Below are 16,812 nucleotides of genomic sequence, written 5' to 3'. Positions count from 1 at the left end.
AGCGCCTCAGAGCGCCCGGGCGAGCTCCTCCATCGCGTGGAGCGGATCGGGCCCCGACGGCATCAGCACGACGCTCGACGCACCGGCCTCGTGCAGCAGGCCGATGCGGCGACGAGCGTCCTCGGGAATGCCCACGACGGCCAGCTGGTCGACCCAGGCGTCGGGCAGGTCGCGGACGAAGGCGGCGCGGTCGGCGCTCTCGGCCCGCAGGCGGGCGAAGTCCTCGGCGAAGGGGAGCGGCTCGATGTGCGGCGCCCAGTCCGGCTCGCCGATCCACTCGAGTCCCGGCCGGACCGCGTCGCGCGCGGCGGCCGCGTCGTCGTCCACGGCGGCCACGTTGTAGGCGACGATCCGTCCGGTGCCGCCCAGGTGGCCGCGGGCCGCCGCGAGGTACTCCGGAGTGACGGGCTCGGCCAGGACGACCCCGTCGGCGATCCGGCCCGCGAGCGCCAGCGACTTCGGTCCGCGGACGCCGGCCAGCAGCGGCGGCACGACGGCGGGCGGCGACTCCAGGACGAGGCCGTCCACGTGCACGTAGCGGCCGGAGCGGTCGGTGCGCTCGCCGGAGAGCAGCGAGCGGATCGCGTCGAACTGCTCCTCGAGCAGGGTGAGCGGGCTGCGCGGCCAGACGCCGAGGCCGCGCAGCCAGTGCGGCATCCCGTGCCCGATGCCGGCGTGGACGCGGCCGGGGAACAGTTCGGCGAGAGTGCCGAGCTCCATCGCGGTGAAGGCCGCCGTGCGCACGGCGGCGGGCAGGATGCCGATGCCGACGACGATCCGCTCGGTGGCGGCGAGCACCGCGCCGGCCTGGGCGATGCCGCCGCGGAAGCCGAGGTCCTCGACCACCCAGAGCTCGTCGAAGCCGAGCTCCTCGGCGCGGCGGGCGTAGACGAGCACCTCGGAGGCGGGGAGATCGCGGGGGAGCAGGACGCCGACAGCGGTGTCGGAGGAGGAGGCGCGCATCCGGCCAGCGTAGGGCGTGCGGACACGCGGAGGGCCCGCCCGCACGATCGCGGACGGGCCCTCGCTCGTCGTCCTACTCGGCGGCCGCCTCGCCGATCCGCACCTGCTCGGGGCGGGCGGTCGAGACGACCTCGATGCGGCGGGGACGCGCCTTCTCGCTGACCGGGATGGTCACCGAGAGCACGCCGTTGTCGTAGGACGCGGCGATGCGCTCGGTGTCGACACCCTGGCCGAGGCTCAGCTGGCGGACGAAGGTCGCCGACTGGCGCTCCCGGGTGATCCAGGTGACGTCGTCGCCGCCCGCGACGGTGCGCTGGGCGCGGATGGTGAGGAGCTGCCCGTCGACGTCGACGTCGACGGACCCGGGGTCGATGCCGGGGAGGTCGGCGGTGAGGACGTAGTGGTCGCCGTCCCGGTACAGGTCGATCGGCATCCGGCGGGGCCCCTGGCCGGAGCCGAGGAGGGCGGTGGCGAGGCGGTCCAGCTCGCGGACGGGGTCGTAGGTGACAGCCATGAGATCACTCCATTCAGTCGTGCAACGAAGAGTTCCAAGAGTTGAGCCGACCCGGCTCAATGCGAATAAATTAGCACTCGCGGAGGGAGAGTGCCAACGGATCGGCCTCTTTCGGCGTCAACTTCGTTACCCGTTCGTAACAAAGCTGGGCAATCGAGTTCGTAGGGTCGTTTCTGTGTGGAAACCGATCCGGTTCCCAGCGAATGTGAGTAAGGACATCGATTGCCGATCCACCTGTCCCACCGACCACCCGTCCGCCGCGCTGAGAGGCGCATCCTCGCGGGCCTCGCCGTCCTCGGAGTCGCCGCGACCGCGGCCTTCGCCACCACCGGCGCCAGTGCCGCCCCTCTCGCCGGCAGTGCCTCGCTCGTCGGCGGGCTCTCCGTCGGCCAGAGCTTCGACGACGGCGACTACGTCGTCACCCTCGTCGAGCCCTCCGCGGCCACCTACCAGGGCAGCGATGCCCGTTTCGCCCGCACCGCGCCCGTCGACGGTGCGCAGCTGCAGGCCGCCTCGGCTCCGGTGGAGGACTACTCCGCCCACCTCGAGCAGCGCCAGGAGGACGTCGCCTCCGCGGTCGACGCCGCCATCGGCTACCACTACACCGTCGCCCTCAACGGCTTCTCCGCGACCCTCTCGGGCGAGCAGGCGGGCGAGCTCGCGAGCCGCCGCGACGTCGCCCAGGTCCGCAAGGTCGAGAATTTGAAGGTCGACCGCGCCGCGCAGGCCTCACCGCTCGCCGCGGCCGCCGCCGGTACCCCGGTGCCCGACACCGGACAGCAGCGCTCCACCGACTTCCTCGGCCTCGAGGGCGAGAACGGCGTCTGGCAGAAGCTGGGCGGCATCGACAAGGCGGGCGAGGGCGTCGTCGTCGGCGTCATCGACTCCGGCATCGCGCCCGAGAACCCCTCCTTCGCAGGCGCGCCCCTGGCGACCTCGCCCGGAGCGGCCCCCTACACGGACGGCACCACCACCTCCTTCGTGAAGTCGGACGGCGGCACCTTCGTCGGCTCCTGCTCGCCGGGGCTCCCCGCCTCCGAGCAGTGGGACGGCGACGAGTGCAACCAGAAGCTCATCGGCGCACGCTGGTTCCTCGCGGACGAGGAGGTCGGCTCGACGGACAACCCCGAGTACCGCTCCCCGCGCGACGCCGACGGACACGGCTCGCACACCGCGAGCACGGCAGCCGGCAACAACGGCGTCGAGGCGAGCGTCGACGGATACGACTACGGGAAGATCTCCGGAGTCGCCCCGGCCGCCAAGGTCGCCGCGTACAAGGTCTGCTGGAACGGACCCGACGAGGGCACCGACGACGACGACTTCTGCTCCGGAGCGGGCATCCTCGCGGCCATCGACGCCGCGACCAAGGACGGCGTCGACGTCATCAACTTCTCGATCGGCGGCGGCTCGGCCACCTCGACCCTGACCGCGATCGACGAGGCGTTCCTCAACGCCGCCGCCGCGGGCGTCTTCGTCGCGGCCTCGGCCGGCAACTCGGGTGCGGGCGCCTCCACGCTCGACCACGCGTCGCCCTGGTACACCACGGTCGCCGCGTCCTCCATCCCGACCTACACCGCGACCGCCGCTCTCGGCGACGGCCAGAAGTTCGTCGGAGGATCCATCTCGGTCCACGAGGACGTCACCGGACCGCTGGTGAACAGCGCCGACGTCGTCCGCTCGGGCGCCGAGAACCCCGCCATCTGCGAGACCGGCACCCTCGACCCCGACAAGGTGAAGGGCACGATCGTCGCCTGCACCGCGGGCGTCACCGCGCGCGTCTCCAAGTCGGCCGAGGTCGAGCGGGCCGGCGGCATCGGCATGCTGCTGCTCAACCCGACCCCGAATGCCCTGCACGTCGACGACCACTCGGTCCCGAGCATCCAGATCGACTCGCAGGCCTATCAGGCGATCACGACCTACGCCGGTACCGCCGGTGCGACCGTGACCCTCTCCGAGGGCAACTCGTCCGGAGCCTCCATCCCCGTCCCGCAGGTCGCCGGCTTCTCGTCGCGCGGACCCGCTGAGGCGGACGGCGCCGACGTGCTGAAGCCCGACCTCACGGCGCCCGGCGTCGCGATCCTCGCCGACAGCTTCAACGCCGAGGGCGACGACCCCGCCTTCGCGTTCGAGTCCGGCACCTCGATGTCGTCGCCGCACGTGGCGGGCCTCGGCGCGCTGATCCTCGGCGCGACCCCGAAGGCCTCGCCGTCCGCGGTGAAGTCGGCCATGATGACCTCCGCCTACGACGGCGTCGACCAGTCGGGCGCCGCGTCCGAGGACGTCTTCGCCCAGGGCGCCGGACACGTCGACCCGGCCGCGTTCCTCGACCCCGGACTGCTCTACCAGAGCGGCACGGAGGACTGGATCGCGTTCCTCAAGGGTGCGGGCTACGTCTTCACCTCGAACCCGGTGATCGACCCGATCGCCGCGATCGACCCGTCCGACCTCAACCAGGCCTCGATCGCGATCGGCGCCCTCGCGGGCACGCAGACCGTGACCCGCACGGTCACCTCGACCGGCGCGGGCACCTACACCGCCTCGGTCGACGGCCTCGCCGGGATCGACACCGTCGTCTCGCCCTCGACCCTCTCCTTCACGGGTGCGGGCCAGACGGCGGAGTACACGGTCTCCTTCACCACCGGCTCGGCGGCGCTCAACCAGTTCGCCACCGGCTACCTGACCTGGGCGAGCGCGGAGCACGACGTCCGCAGCCCGATCGCGGTGCGCCCCGTCCTGCTGGACGCGCCCTACGAGGTCTCCGGAACCGGCTCGACCGGCACCGGCACGGTGACGGTCACGCCCGGCATCACCGGCGCGCTGCCGCTCACCGCGAGCGGTCTCGCCGAGGGTGTCCTCGCCGAGGACGCCACCGCCGCCGACGGCCACTCGGCGACGCTCCCCACGGGGAAGTCGCTGACGACCACCGTCGTGGTGCCGGAGGGCGCCGAGTTCGCCCGCTTCGATCTCGACTCGCTCGACGACGCGGCCGACCTCGACCTCACCGTCACCAGCGAGAGCACCGACAAGGTCTTCACCTCGGCGACCGGCTCGGCCGACGAGCGCGTCGACATCGCCGACCCCGCTCCGGGCGAGTACACGGTCCAGGCCGATGTCTACTCGACCGCTCCGGGATCCTCGACCGTCACGTTCGACTTCCGCAGCTTCGTCATCACTCCGGAGAACGGTCTCGGCTCGCTGAGCACCGACCCCGCCGTGGTCGACGCCGTGCAGGGCGAGCCGATCGCGTACGCGGTCTCCTGGTCGAACCTGGCGGGCCCGGCCCGCTACCTCGGCCGTGTCGCCTACACCGACTCGGGACTCGCGACGCTCGTGAGCGTCGACGTCACCGAGGCGGTCACCCCCACCCCGACGCCGACCGCGACTCCGGAGCCCACGGGCACCCCGGAGCCGACCGCGACGCCGACGGCCGGCCCCACCGCCGGACCGGGGGAGCCCACCTCCACGCCGACCGCCGGACCGGGGGCGCCCGGCCACGGCGCCGGCGGCCTCCCGTCGACGGGCTTCGACGGCGGTCTCCTCGGAGCCGCCGCCCTCGCCCTCCTCGGTGCAGGTGCTGTGATCACCGGCCTCCGACGCCGCGCCCTGGCGCAGCGTGAGGCGGGCGCCGCGGAGTAGTCCTCCGCGACCGCCGCGAACGGCCGTCCCCCTGCTCCTCCCGGAGCGGCGGGGGCGGCCGTTCGCCGTTCCCGGGCGGGGGAGGCGGAGACGGGGCGGCTCGTGGTGCGGGCCGGGAGCAGGACCGGCCGGGCTGCGTGGGGGAACGGCTCGAGAGCGGAGGCGGGAGCGGGTCGGGGAGAGATCGACGATCAGGCGGGGCGGAGCATCTCCGACTGGGGCCCCGGCAGTGCGATCGGCCCGGGATCCCGCTGCGGTGGCGCACCCCCGGAGGTGCATCGACGGGAGAGCGCGATGGCAACCTGCCGCTGCGAGTCGGGACGCCCCCTACGGTTCCGGTCCGAGGCGGCGGTGATCGCACGGGGACAGCGGTGCACCCTCGGGGACAGCGGTGGACGGCTCCGAGCGAGCGCCCCCTCGGCCTGAGCGGCCGCCGTCAGAATCAGAGGGAGCGGCGTCCCGCGATGACGCCGGAGACGACGGCGAGGACGCCGAAGACGATCGCGACGACCGGCTGGCCGAGGTCCAGCCACGCCAGCGCGGCGGCGCCCATCACGAGCAGCTCGATCAGCGAGCGGCCGTAGATGTCGATCGCGAGGACCGCGCGCGGCGAGAGGAAGAGCGCCCAGACCAGCGCGGCGACCACCGGAGCGCCGATACCGAGGACGATGTTCCACGGGAGGTCCCACGACGCGAAGCCCCAGAGGGCGAAGGTCGCCAACGCGACGAGCTCCAGGAGGAACCGGAGGATCGCGTTCGGGCCGATCCTGATGTCGGTGCCCGCGGTGTCCGCTCCTGCTCGATTCACGCCGACCATGCTAGCCGCCGGAGGTCAGCGGAAGATGATGGTGCGGGCCCCGTCGAGGAGCACCCGGTCCTCCGCGAACCACTTGACCGCCTGCGTGAGCGTGCGGCTCTCCTCGTCCTGCCCGATCGCCACGAGCTGAGCGACCGAGTGCGAGTGGTCCACGCGCACCACGTTCTGCTCGATGATCGGCCCCTCGTCGAGGTCGCTGGTGACGAAGTGCGCGGTCGCCCCGATCAGCTTGACGCCGCGGGCGTGCGCCTGCTTGTACGGGTTCGCGCCCTTGAAGCCCGGCAGGAACGAGTGGTGGATGTTGATGGCGCGGCCGGCCAGTCGCGCGCAGAGCTCGGGGGAGAGGATCTGCATGTAGCGCGCCAGGACCACGAGCTCGACGTCGTGCTCCTCGACGACCTCCAGCACGCGCTCCTCGAACCCGCGCTTCGACTCCGGCGAGACCACGGGGCGCGACTCGAAGGGCACGCCGTAGAACTCGGCGAGGTCGCGCAGGCTGCCGTGGTTGGACAGGATCATCGGGATGTCCACCGCGAGCTGCCCGGCGCGCTGGCGGAAGAGCAGGTCGTTGACGCAGTGCGCGGCCGTGGAGGCGAGGACGAGGGTGCGCAGCGGCCGGCCGACGACGTCGAGGCGCCAGGTCATCCCGTAGTGCTCGGTGATCGGCAGCAGGGCGGCGGCGAACTCCTCGCGGCTGATCGGCGACTCCACCTGCAGGCGCATGAAGAAGCGGCCGGTGTCGGCGCTCGAGAACTGCTGGCTCTCGGTGATGTTGCCGCGGGCCTGGACGACGGCACCGGACACGGCGTGCACGATGCCCGGCTGGTCGGGGCAGGCGAAGGTCAGGGTCCAGTGGTTTCCCGCGGGCCGGGCGCCGGACCACGCGGCGTCGCTGCCCGTCGGACGGGTGCTCGCGGAGGCGGGCCGGGGAGTCGCGGACGCGGCGGGTTCGGGCTGCATCCGCCCAGGATAACGGTGGGGCACGGGGCGGTCCGCGCGCCTCAGCCCGCATCGACGGACACGACGGCGACGGGTCCCGTCCGCCTGTCCGGGGAGGAGTAGCGGACGCCGATCGTGTGCCTCCCAGGACCGACCTCCAGGGTCGCGGCGAGGACGGGGGCTCCGGGAGCGAGGGACCGCACCTGCCCGCCGTCGACCAGGAGGTCGAGGCCGTCCGCGTCGGGATCGGCGAGCACGAGCACGCCGACCGCGCCCCCGCTCGACGCGGCCCGGGCGAGGAGCACCGGAGCGCGCAGGTCGACCGTCTCGGGGGCGCTGACTCCTGCAGCGGTGCGCGCCAGCACCGTGGTCGTGCCCGCGGGGAGGGGGAGCGCCGGCGCGGTCCAGGAGCCGTCGGCGTCGGCGGTGGCGGAGCCCACACGGTGTCCGTCGGAGGCGTCCTCGAGGAGCACCTCGGCGCCGGGCGCGGCGGTGCCCCGGGCATCGGGCAGCAGCCGGCCGTCGGTGTCGAACGCGAGGGTCGGTGCGGCCGGAGCGGGAGGTGCGGCCGGAGTGGGAGTCGTGACCGGAGTGGGAGTCGTGACCGGAGCGGAGGTGCTCGGCGCCTCTGTCGGGACCGGCGCCGGAGTGCTCGGTACGTGCGTCGCTGCCGGAGCCGGAGTGTCCGGTGGGGGAGTCACGATCGGAACAGGAACCGGGACCGGAGTGCTCGGTGCGGGGGTCGGGACCGGAACGGAGGGCAGGGCCGGATCGCTGCCGATCGGGCCCGGCGCGGAGCCCCCGGTCGTGGTCCCCGGCGGCCCGGAGGGGGCCGGAGCCTCGGTGACGGCAGGGGAGGGCGCCGGTGCGGGGCCGCCGGTCACGGCAGGGCGGGACGGGGCGGGCTCGGCGGCAGGAGTCGGGGAGGCGGTCGCCTCGATCCCTCTCGACGCCGGTGCGCCGACGGGATCGTGGGACGGCTTTTGTTGCGGCGGGCGTCCCGTCCTCCCGGGGGTCGCGCGCGTCGCTCCGGCATCGTCCGACGCAGCCCGTCCGGCCACGGCCGGCACCGTGCTCCTCGGAGCGGCGCCGGAACCCCTGGACCGCCCCGCCGGATCGCCGTCCGCTGCACTCGTCCGGTCCGCGGCCTCCGGGTCCGTCTCCGGTCGGTCGGCGCTCGCCGTCGCTCCTCCGCTCGACGCCGGCGCAGCCGCCTCGGCCGTTGCGCGCTCGTCCACCCGCGCGGAGGCGTCCTCCGCCGCCACGAGCGCGCCGCCCCCGTTCCCGGACAGCAGCACCGCGCCGACGACTCCCGCGACCGCGAGTGCCGCCGCAGCGGACGCGGCGACGACCACTCTTGTTCCGCTGCCCGCTCTCGACGCTCGGACCGCCGATGCGCGGACCGCGCTCGACGCCCGGACCGCGCTCGGCAGCGGACCGGAGGCCGCGCCGGAGCCCCCGCCCGCCGCCCAGGCGGCCGCACCGCTCACGCCGGCCGAGAGCGGCAGCAGCACCGACGCGAGGCGGCGCGCAGTGCTCTCGGCCTCCGCCAGCGCCTCCCGGCAGGAGAAGCACCCGTCCAGGTGCCGGTCGATGCGGTGCCTGTCCCGGACGGGGACTCGTCCTCGCGCGTACGTCCCGGCCCGCTCGAGCACCCACTCGCACTCGCCCGTCGCCGAGGCGTCCGTCACGTGCTCCCGGATCCACGCGGATCGCAGCCCCTCCCGCGCCCGCACCCCGAGCGCTGCGACCGCATTGGGCCGCAGGCCCATCAGCGGCGCGGCGGCGGCGGGGGACAGGCCCTCCACCTCCGTGTACCAGAGCACCTCCTGCCAGCGCGGCGGCAGCGCCCGGAACGCGCGCGCGCCCAGGTCGCGCTCGAGGGCGGCGAGGGCGTGCGCCTCGGGATCGGGGCCGGCAGAGGGGAGGGCGCGGTCGGCCTCGTCGAACGGCCGCTCGTGCCGGTCCCGCCGGGCCCAGGACCCCGCGACGTTGCGGACGGCGGTGAAGAAGTAGGGGCGGAAGGCGCCCTCGGGTCCGCCGCCGCGCTCGATCGCCCGCAGGACGCGGAGGAACGCCTCCGAGACCAGGTCGTCGGGGTCGGAGCTGCTCGCCCACGCCCGGGCCACGGTGCGCCCGGCCGAGGAGTGGCGGCGCCAGAGCTCGGAGACCGCGTCGGTGCGGCCCTCCCGGACCAGCGCGACGAGCTCCTCGTCGCTGCGGCCGTCGATGCGCTCGGAGCGGCGTCGAGGACTCACGGCGACGCCCTCCCTCCCGGTCCCGCGCCGGGACCCCCCGAGGGATCGTCGCACGATCGCGCGTGACCGCCCCCGACTGGCGCGACTCCCGCGCCACCCGGCCCGCTTGCTAGAGTGAGCCCGCCGCGACTGGCGTTCGGATGGGTGACCATCAGGGAGCGGCACCTCCTCCGGGGCAGCGCCCCGGACACTTTTCCCGCCGCACGCCTGGGCTGGAACGGATACCGTAGATCGGGTCGCCCGAACGAGCCGTGTCGCGCCGCAGCGACCTGCCGGGCCCCTTCCGTTTCCCAGCCAAGGAGCGTCCGTGTCCTCTTCCCCCGCCAGCCCCGGCGTCGCCGCCTCGTTCGACCAGCCCGTGTCGGTGGTCGACCCCGAGATCGCCGCCGTGCTCCAGCAGGAGCTCGACCGCCAGCGCGGCTACCTCGAGATGATCGCGAGCGAGAACTTCGTGCCGCGCGCGATCCTCGAGTCGCAGGGCTCCGTCCTGACCAACAAGTACGCCGAGGGCTACCCCGGCCGCCGCTACTACGGCGGCTGCGAGTACGTCGACATCGCCGAGCAGCTCGCGATCGACCGCGCCAAGGCCCTCTTCGGCGCCGAGTTCGCCAATGTCCAGCCGCACTCCGGAGCCTCCGCCAACGCCGCGGCGCTCGCCGCGCTCGTGCAGCCCGGAGACACCATCCTCGGCCTCGAGCTCGCGCACGGCGGCCACCTGACCCACGGCATGAAGCTGAACTTCTCGGGCAAGCTCTACAACGCGACCGCGTACGGCGTCGACCCGCAGACCTTCCGCATCGACATGGACGCGGTCCGCGAGAAGGCCCTCGAGGTCCGTCCGCAGGTGCTCATCGCCGGCTGGTCCGCCTACCCCCGTCAGCTCGACTTCGAGGCGTTCCGCGCCATCGCCGACGAGGTCGGCGCGAAGCTCTGGGTCGACATGGCCCACTTCGCAGGCCTCGTGGCGGCGGGGCTGCACCCGTCGCCGGTGCCCTACGCCGACGTCGTGACGACCACCGTCCACAAGACGCTGGCCGGCCCGCGCTCGGGGCTCATCCTCGCGAAGCAGGAGTACGCCAAGAAGCTGAACTCGGCCGTCTTCCCCGGCCAGCAGGGCGGCCCGCTCATGCACGTGATCGCCGCGAAGGCGACCGCGTTCAAGCTCGCCGGCGAGCCCGAGTTCGCCGACCGCCAGGCACGCACCATCCGCGGCGCGCAGATCCTCGCCGAGCGCCTCACGGCGGCCGACTCGAAGGCCGAGGGCATCGACGTCCTGACCGGCGGCACGGACGTCCACCTCGTCCTCGCCGACCTGCGCGACTCGCCGCTGGACGGCAAGCAGGCCGAGGACCGCCTCCACGAGGTCGGCATCACGGTCAACCGCAACGCCGTGCCGTTCGACCCCCGCCCGCCGATGGTCACCTCGGGCCTGCGCATCGGCACGCCGGCGCTCGCGACCCGCGGCTTCGGCGACACGGAGTTCACCGAGGTCGCCGACGTCATCGCCGAGGCGCTCAAGCCCTCGGCCGACCTCGAGGCGCTGCGCGGCCGTGTCGCCCGCCTCACCGACGACTTCCCGCTCTACCCCGGGCTGTAGTCGATCCGCTGCACCACCCGCGCGGCGGAGGCCGGGGCACCGTCCCCCTCCGCCGCGCAACGACCGAGGAGCCCGAGATGACGGCACAGGTACTCGACGGCGTCGCGACGGCGACGGCGGTCAAGACGGAGATCGCGGAGCGGGTCGCCGCTCTGCGCGAGCGGGGCGTCGTGCCCGGGCTCGGAACGCTGCTGGTGGGGGACGATCCCGCCTCCCGCTCGTACGTCGCGGGCAAGCACCGCGACTGCGCGGAGGTCGGGATCGAGTCGATCCGCGTGGACCTCCCCGCGACCGCGTCGGCGGACGACATCCGCGCCGCCATCCGGCAGCTCAACGACTCGGAGGCCGTGACCGGGTACATCATCCAGCTCCCGCTGCCGAAGGGCATCGACGAAAACGCGATGCTCGAGCTCATGGATCCGGACAAGGACGCCGACGGCCTGCACCCCACCAACCTCGGCCGCCTGGTTCTCGGCGTCGAGGGCGAGCTGGACAGCCCGCTGCCCTGCACGCCGAACGGGATCGTCGAGATGCTGCAGCGCCACGGCATCCCGACCTCGGGCCGGCATGTCGTCGTCGTGGGCCGCGGGCTCACCGTCGGCCGTCCGCTCGGGCTCCTGCTCACGCGGAAGGGCCTCGACGCCACCGTGACCCTCACCCACTCCCGCACGGCCGATCTCGCCGCGGAGGTGCGCCGCGCCGACATCGTGGTGGCCGCCGTGGGCGTGCCCGGGCTCATCCGCGCCGACTGGGTGAAGCCCGGCGCCGCCGTGCTCGACGTGGGCATCACGCGGGTCGAGAACCCGGAGACGGGCCGCGCGAAGCTGACCGGCGACGTCGCACCGGAGGCGGCGGAGGTCGCGGGCTGGCTGTCGCCCGTGCCCGGCGGAGTCGGCCCGATGACGCGCGCGATGCTCATCCACAACGTGGTGACGGCGGCCGAGCGCGCCCTGCGCTGACCGGTCCCGCGCCACAGGACCCGCGCCGGACCGCGCTCGGGGGCGACGTCCAGTCGCCTGCCGGTAGCGTGGCCCGGCGCTCTCGCGTCCCCCACCCCGTCGGACACGTCCTCGGAGCGCGCCCCGCCCCACGAGGAGAACCCATGCTCACCGTCACCGCCTACGCCGCCCCCTCCGCGACCGAGCCGCTCGTCCCCACCACCATCGAGCGCCGCGACGTCGGACCGCACGACGTGCTCATCGAGATCGCCTACTCCGGCATCTGCCACTCCGACATCCACACCGTCCGCGGAGACTGGGGTCCGGTGGCGTACCCGCTGACCGTCGGCCACGAGATCGTCGGCGTCGTCGCCGAGGTCGGCTCCGAGGTCACCAAGCACTCCGTCGGCGACCGCGTCGGCGTCGGCTGCATGGTGAACTCCTGCCGCGAGTGCGAGAACTGCCTCGCGGGCGAGGAGCAGTACTGCCTGAAGGGCAACACCGGCACCTACGCCTCCGTCGACCGCGACGGCACCATCACCCAGGGCGGCTACTCCACGCACGTCGTCGTCGTCGAGGACTTCGTGCTCCGCGTCCCGGAGTCGATCCCCTACGAGGCCGCCGCCCCGCTGCTGTGCGCGGGCATCACGACCTACTCGCCGCTCTCGCACTGGGAGGCGGGGCCCGGCAAGCGCGTGGCCGTCGTCGGCCTCGGCGGGCTCGGCCACATGGCCGTCAAGTTCGCGCACGCGATGGGCGCCGAGGTCACCGTGCTCTCGCAGACCCTCAGCAAGAAGGAGGACGGCCTCCGCCTGGGCGCCGACCACTACTACGCGACGCGCGACGAGGCGACCTTCACCGATCTCGCGAACACCTTCGACCTGATCGTCAACACGGTCAGCGCGCCCCTCGACCTCGACGCCTACCTGGGGCTTCTGCGCCGCAACGGCACGATGGTGAACGTGGGCGCTCCGGCCGAGGCGCTGCCGTTGCACGTCTTCACGCTCTTCGGCGCCCGTCGCTCCTTCGCGGGCTCGGGCATCGGCGGCATCCGCGAGACCCAGGAGATGCTCGACTTCTGTGCCGAGAAGGGCATCGCGAGCGAGGTCGAGGTCGTCTCGGCCTCGCAGATCAACGAGGCCTACGAGCGCGTTCTCGCCTCGGACGTCCGCTACCGCTTCGTGATCGACGCCTCCACGTTCGAGAAGTGAGCGCGGCCGGGGCGCTAGCCTCGGCGGCATGAGCGAACGGAGCCACCCGGCCGTCGACCGCGTCCTCGCCGACCTCGACCGGCACGGCGTGCACCCGACCGTGCGCTGGCTCGATTCGGCCGCGTCGACGGCGGCACTGGCGGCCGAGGCGCTGGGCGTCGACGTCGGCCAGATCGCCAACTCGCTCGTGTTCCTGATCGACGGTGCGCCGCTGCTGGTCCTGACCAGCGGCGGCCACCGCGTCGACACCGCCTGGCTGGGCGTGCAGCTGGGCGGATCGATCACCCGGGCGCCGGCCGCGGAGGTGAAGTCCGCGACGGGCCAGACGATCGGCGGGATCGCGCCGGTGGGCCATCCCGCGCCGCTGCGCACCGTGGTCGACACGGCCCTCGCCGCCTACGACGTGGTCTGGGCTGCGGCCGGGCACGCGCACACCGTCTACCCGACGAGCTTCGCCGAGCTGGTTCGGGTCACCGGGGGAGAAGGGCGCGCCGTCGTTCCGCCGGATCCGGCGCCGTAGCGGCTGGACGAGGAACGCCCCCTGCGACGCGAGGTCGCAGGGGGCGTCGACGGAAGCAGAGGTCAGAGCACCCGACCCGCGCCGTCGGCGGCCGTGACCAGGAAGAGCTCCGGAGTCGTGAAGCCCTTCTCGGCGAAGGCGGCGAGGACCGCGGCGCGGACCTCCTCCTCCTTCTCCACCGGGGTGAGGGCGATCGCGGAGCCGCCGAAGCCGCCGCCGGTCATCCGGGCGCCGATCGCTCCGGCGCCGCGCGCCGCCTCGACGGCGGTGTCGAGCTCGGGCACCGAGATCTCGAAGTCGTCGCGGAGGGAGACGTGGCCGGCGTCGAGCAGATCGCCGATCGCCCGGGGACCGTGCTCGCGCAGGGTGCGGACGGTCTCGAGCACGCGGACGTCCTCGGTCACGACGTGCTTCACGCGCCGGTAGGTGACGTCGTCGAGGAGCTCCTGGGCGCGCGGCAGGTCGTCGACCGTCAGCTCGCGGAGCGACGGCACGCCGAGGGTCGCGGCGCCGAGCTCGCAGGAGGCGCGCCGCTCGGCGTAGCCGCCGGTGGCGTGCGCGTGCTCGACGCGCGTGTCGACGACGAGCAGGACGAGGCCGGCCTCCTCGAAGCCGAGGGGGACGACCTCGGTGTCGAGGCTGCGGCAGTCCAGGAACACCGCGGCGTCGCGCTTCCCGAAGAGGGAGGCGGACTCGTCCATGATCCCGGTGGGGGCGCCGACCGCGACGTTCTCGGCGCGACGGCCGACGCGGGCCATCGTCGCGCGGTCGAAGCCGAGGTCCCAGAGCTCGTCGAGGGCGACGGCCATCGCGCACATCAGCGCCGCCGAGCTCGAGAGCCCCGCGCCGACCGGCACGTCGGAGTCGACGTACGCGTCGAAGCCCGAGCGGGAGCCCAGGTCGACGCCGTACTCGGTGAGCGCCCAGACCACGCCGAGCGGGTAGGCCGACCAGCCGGTCACGGCGCCGGGGCCGAGCTCGTCGAGAGCGACCTCGACCACCTCGGGGGAGAAGGCGCTGCTGATCCGGATCAGGCGGTCCTCCCTCGGAGCGACGGCCATCGCCGTGGCGCGGTCGATCGCGAAGGGGAAGACGAAGCCGTCGTTGTAGTCGGTGTGCTCGCCGATCAGGTTCACGCGGCCGGGGCCGGCCCAGACGCCCGCGGCGGGGCGGCCGAAGGTGCGCTCGAAGGCGGCGGCCGCGCTCTCGGCGACGGCGGTCAGGGATGCGGGAGCGGCGGTCATCGGTTCTCCTCGGCGATGTCGGCGGCGGTGGTGGCGGGAGTGGCGGCGCCGCCGGGAAGCGAGTCGTCGCTGTGCGCGGCGACCGGCAGCGCCGCGTCGGGGCGCTGTGCGATCCCGGCCTCGAGCACGGCCGCTTCGGCCCGCTCGATCGCCGCGCGCAGGGCCGCGGCGCTCGTCTCGGGGGCGATGTCGCCGATCCAGGCGCCCATCGCGGCCTCGCTCCCCGCGAGGTACTTGAGCTTCGTCTCGGCGCGGCGGGGCGAGGTGATCTGGAGCATCAGGCGCACCTCGTCGCGGCGCTCGTGCACCGGGGCCTGGTGCCAGGCGGCGATGTAGGGCGTCGGGGTGTCGTAGAGGGCGTCGATGCCGCGGAGCAGGCGCTGGTACATCACAGCCAGCTCGTCGCGCTCCTCCGGGGTCGTCGCCGCCAGGTCCGGGACGTGGCGGTGCGGCAGGAGGTGCACCTCGACGGGCCAGCGCGCGGCGAACGGCACGAACGCGGTGAAGTGCTCGCCGCGGAGGAGGACGCGCTCGCCGGCCTGCTCGAAGGCGAGGACGTCGGCGAACATCGACGGCCCGTAGCTGTCGAGCGAGGCGAGCAGGCGGGTCGTGCGCGGCGTGACGTAGGGGTAGGAGTAGATCTGCCCGTGGGGATGGTGCAGCGTGACGCCGATCGCCTCGCCGCGGTTCTCGAACGGGAAGACCTGCTGCACGCCGGGAAGGGCCGAGAGGGCGCCCACGCGGTCGGCCCAGGCCTCGACCACGGTCCGGGCTCGGGAGGCGCTGAGCGTGGCGAACGAGCCCTCGTGCTCGGGGCTGAAGCAGACGACCTCGCAGCGGCCGACGCTGGTCAGCGTCCGGCCGAGCCCGAGAGTGCGCAGGTCCTCCAGGGAGGCGGGCGCGTCCGCGTCCTCGAGGAGCGGGCCGAAGGAGGGGGAGCGGTTCTCGAAGACGGCGACGTCGTAGCGGCTGGGCACCTCCGACGGGTTCGTCGGCGACGCCGGGGCGAGCGGATCGAGCTCGGCCGGCGGCAGGAACACGCGGTTCTGGCGCGACGCGGCGATGGAGACCCACTCGCCGGTCAGCACGTCCTGGCGCATCCGCGCGGTGGCAGGGCGGGGGTCGAGGTGGCGGGCGTCGGCGGCGCGCTCCGGGGGGAGGGTCGTGTCGGCGTCGTCGAAGTAGAGGAGCTCGCGGCCGTCGGCCAGCGTGTGCGGGCGCTTGACGACGCCGGCGGAGAGTGTGATCGCTTCGTTCATGGCAGGAGTCAGACTAGGGCCGCACCTTCGAAAAGGAAAGCTCGTTTTCCCTTTGACAAGTCCACCGGCCCGCGGGCACGATGGGCGGATGAGGACGGACGGCGAGCAGGAGTCCACGTCGGCGATCGAGCGCCGGCTGCGGCTGCGTCTGGCCGCCGAGAGCTCGGGCTTCGTCGGGGTCGCCCCGATGGCCGACATGCTCGGGGTCTCGGTCGTCACGGTCCGCTCCGATCTCGCCCTGCTCGCGAGCGAGGGCGTCCTCCAGCGGGTGCGCGGAGGGGCGATCCCGGCGCCGAGGCCCACCGGTGAGCGCTCGCTCGAGGAGGGCCTGAGCGCCGCCTCCGACGAGAAGGCCGCGATCGGCGAGGAGGCCGCCGCCTCCGTCTCCTCCGGGCAGAGCATCGTGCTCGACGTGGGCACCACCCCGCTCGCCATCGCGCACGCGCTCGTGGCGCGGGAGGAGCTGCGCGACGTCACGGTGATCACGAACGGCCTCTCCACGGCGCTGGCGCTCGAGCCGGCCATCCCGCGCTTCACGGTCGTCGTCACCGGGGGCACTCTGCGGCCGCTGCAGCACTCGCTGGTCGAGCCGCTCGCGTCCGAGCTGCTCGAGCGGATCCGCGCCGACATCGCCTTCATCGGCTGCACCGGCGTGCACCCCGAGGCCGGCGTCACCAACGTCAACCTCCCGGAGGCGACCCTGAAGCGCCGGATGCTGCAGGCGGCGACCCGCCGGGTCGTGGTCGCGGACTCCTCGAAGCTCGGAGTGGTCGACCTCGGCCGGGTCGCCGCTCCCGACGAGTTCGACCGTCTGCTCACGGGGGCGGGGGCCGCCGACGGAGTCGTCGCCGCTCTGGAGGAGGCGGGGCTCGCGGTCACCCGCTGCCGGACGCTCGGCGAGCGCGTCAGTCCGTAG

13 protein-coding genes are annotated in these 16,812 nt (G+C 73.8%); 6 read left to right on the top strand and 7 right to left on the bottom strand.

Features of this window, described 5'->3' with window-relative positions; genetic code table 11:
* Positions 1-6: 6 nt before the first annotated feature.
* Positions 7-963, bottom strand: a complete 957-nt coding sequence (locus tag C5C37_RS12480; RefSeq protein ID WP_104339012.1) for an LLM class flavin-dependent oxidoreductase — start codon at positions 961-963, stop codon at positions 7-9.
* Between the two features lie 73 nt (positions 964-1,036).
* A complete protein-coding gene (locus tag C5C37_RS12475; RefSeq protein ID WP_104227284.1) occupies positions 1,037-1,477 on the bottom strand; it encodes an Hsp20/alpha crystallin family protein in 441 nt (146 codons plus the stop codon).
* Between the two features lie 222 nt (positions 1,478-1,699).
* Here C5C37_RS12475 and C5C37_RS12470 point away from each other — a divergent pair, with 222 nt between their 5' ends.
* Positions 1,700-5,113, top strand: a complete 3,414-nt coding sequence (locus C5C37_RS12470; protein WP_104339011.1) for a S8 family serine peptidase — start codon at positions 1,700-1,702, stop codon at positions 5,111-5,113.
* 442 nt (positions 5,114-5,555) lie between these two features.
* On the opposite strand, the gene C5C37_RS12465 is transcribed toward C5C37_RS12470, so the two are convergent.
* From C5C37_RS12465 to C5C37_RS12455, 3 genes are read right to left on the bottom strand one after another with little or no spacing between them, the layout of a single operon-like run.
* Positions 5,556-5,921 (bottom strand): YrdB family protein, encoded by a 366-nt coding sequence (locus tag C5C37_RS12465; protein ID WP_258067734.1) that lies wholly within the window; start codon positions 5,919-5,921, stop codon positions 5,556-5,558.
* 24 nt (positions 5,922-5,945) lie between these two features.
* Positions 5,946-6,890 (bottom strand): formyltetrahydrofolate deformylase, encoded by a 945-nt coding sequence (gene purU / locus C5C37_RS12460; protein ID WP_104227281.1) that lies wholly within the window; start codon positions 6,888-6,890, stop codon positions 5,946-5,948.
* A 41-nt stretch (positions 6,891-6,931) separates the two neighbouring features.
* On the bottom strand, positions 6,932-9,127 hold the full coding sequence (locus tag C5C37_RS12455; protein ID WP_146085229.1) for a sigma-70 family RNA polymerase sigma factor: 2,196 nt from the start codon (positions 9,125-9,127) through the stop codon (positions 6,932-6,934).
* Between the two features lie 307 nt (positions 9,128-9,434).
* Here C5C37_RS12455 and glyA point away from each other — a divergent pair, with 307 nt between their 5' ends.
* From glyA to C5C37_RS12435, 4 genes are all read left to right on the top strand, one after another.
* The gene (gene glyA / locus C5C37_RS12450; RefSeq protein WP_104224723.1) at positions 9,435-10,724 is read left to right on the top strand and encodes a serine hydroxymethyltransferase; all 1,290 of its coding nucleotides are present in this window, start codon (positions 9,435-9,437) and stop codon (positions 10,722-10,724) included.
* Positions 10,725-10,801: 77 nt separating this feature from the next.
* A complete protein-coding gene (locus tag C5C37_RS12445) occupies positions 10,802-11,683 on the top strand; it encodes a bifunctional methylenetetrahydrofolate dehydrogenase/methenyltetrahydrofolate cyclohydrolase (RefSeq protein ID WP_104247702.1) in 882 nt (293 codons plus the stop codon).
* Positions 11,684-11,826: 143 nt separating this feature from the next.
* A complete protein-coding gene (locus C5C37_RS12440; protein WP_104233905.1) occupies positions 11,827-12,873 on the top strand; it encodes an NAD(P)-dependent alcohol dehydrogenase in 1,047 nt (348 codons plus the stop codon).
* Positions 12,874-12,901: 28 nt separating this feature from the next.
* Positions 12,902-13,393: a YbaK/EbsC family protein gene (locus tag C5C37_RS12435; RefSeq protein WP_104227277.1), complete on the top strand. Its 492-nt coding sequence runs from the start codon at positions 12,902-12,904 to the stop codon at positions 13,391-13,393.
* A 62-nt stretch (positions 13,394-13,455) separates the two neighbouring features.
* Here the strand turns inward: C5C37_RS12435 and galK are convergent, their stop codons facing one another.
* Both galK and galT read right to left on the bottom strand, forming a co-directional pair.
* The gene (gene galK, locus C5C37_RS12430; RefSeq protein ID WP_104224719.1) at positions 13,456-14,637 is read right to left on the bottom strand and encodes a galactokinase; all 1,182 of its coding nucleotides are present in this window, start codon (positions 14,635-14,637) and stop codon (positions 13,456-13,458) included.
* Entirely contained in the window at positions 14,634-15,896 is a 1,263-nt protein-coding gene (gene galT / locus C5C37_RS12425; RefSeq protein WP_104263068.1) for a galactose-1-phosphate uridylyltransferase, read from the bottom strand. Before galT ends, galK begins: the two co-directional genes overlap by 4 nt.
* 88 nt (positions 15,897-15,984) lie before the next feature.
* Between galT and C5C37_RS12420 the strand changes: the two genes are divergently transcribed.
* Positions 15,985-16,812 (top strand): DeoR/GlpR family DNA-binding transcription regulator, encoded by an 828-nt coding sequence (locus C5C37_RS12420; protein WP_104224717.1) that lies wholly within the window; start codon positions 15,985-15,987, stop codon positions 16,810-16,812.

The sequence above is a fragment of the Rathayibacter sp. AY1F9 genome (assembly GCF_002932155.1).
Lineage (GTDB): Bacteria > Actinomycetota > Actinomycetes > Actinomycetales > Microbacteriaceae > Rathayibacter.
Note: the sequence above shows the minus strand (reverse complement) of the source record. Positions and strands in the feature narration are given on the sequence as shown.

What these genes read in the sequence shown, in the direction of transcription:
- C5C37_RS12480 (WP_104339012.1), bottom strand. Translation starts at nt 963, where the DNA reads ATGCGCGCCTCCTCCTCCGACACCGCTGTCGGCGTCCTGCTCCCCCGC.
- C5C37_RS12475 (WP_104227284.1), bottom strand. Translation starts at nt 1,477, where the DNA reads ATGGCTGTCACCTACGACCCCGTCCGCGAGCTGGACCGCCTCGCCACC.
- purU (WP_104227281.1), bottom strand. Translation starts at nt 6,890, where the DNA reads ATGCAGCCCGAACCCGCCGCGTCCGCGACTCCCCGGCCCGCCTCCGCG.
- C5C37_RS12445 (WP_104247702.1), top strand. Translation starts at nt 10,802, where the DNA reads ATGACGGCACAGGTACTCGACGGCGTCGCGACGGCGACGGCGGTCAAG.
- C5C37_RS12440 (WP_104233905.1), top strand. Translation starts at nt 11,827, where the DNA reads ATGCTCACCGTCACCGCCTACGCCGCCCCCTCCGCGACCGAGCCGCTC.
- C5C37_RS12435 (WP_104227277.1), top strand. Translation starts at nt 12,902, where the DNA reads ATGAGCGAACGGAGCCACCCGGCCGTCGACCGCGTCCTCGCCGACCTC.
- galK (WP_104224719.1), bottom strand. Translation starts at nt 14,637, where the DNA reads ATGACCGCCGCTCCCGCATCCCTGACCGCCGTCGCCGAGAGCGCGGCC.
- galT (WP_104263068.1), bottom strand. Translation starts at nt 15,896, where the DNA reads ATGAACGAAGCGATCACACTCTCCGCCGGCGTCGTCAAGCGCCCGCAC.
- C5C37_RS12420 (WP_104224717.1), top strand. Translation starts at nt 15,985, where the DNA reads ATGAGGACGGACGGCGAGCAGGAGTCCACGTCGGCGATCGAGCGCCGG.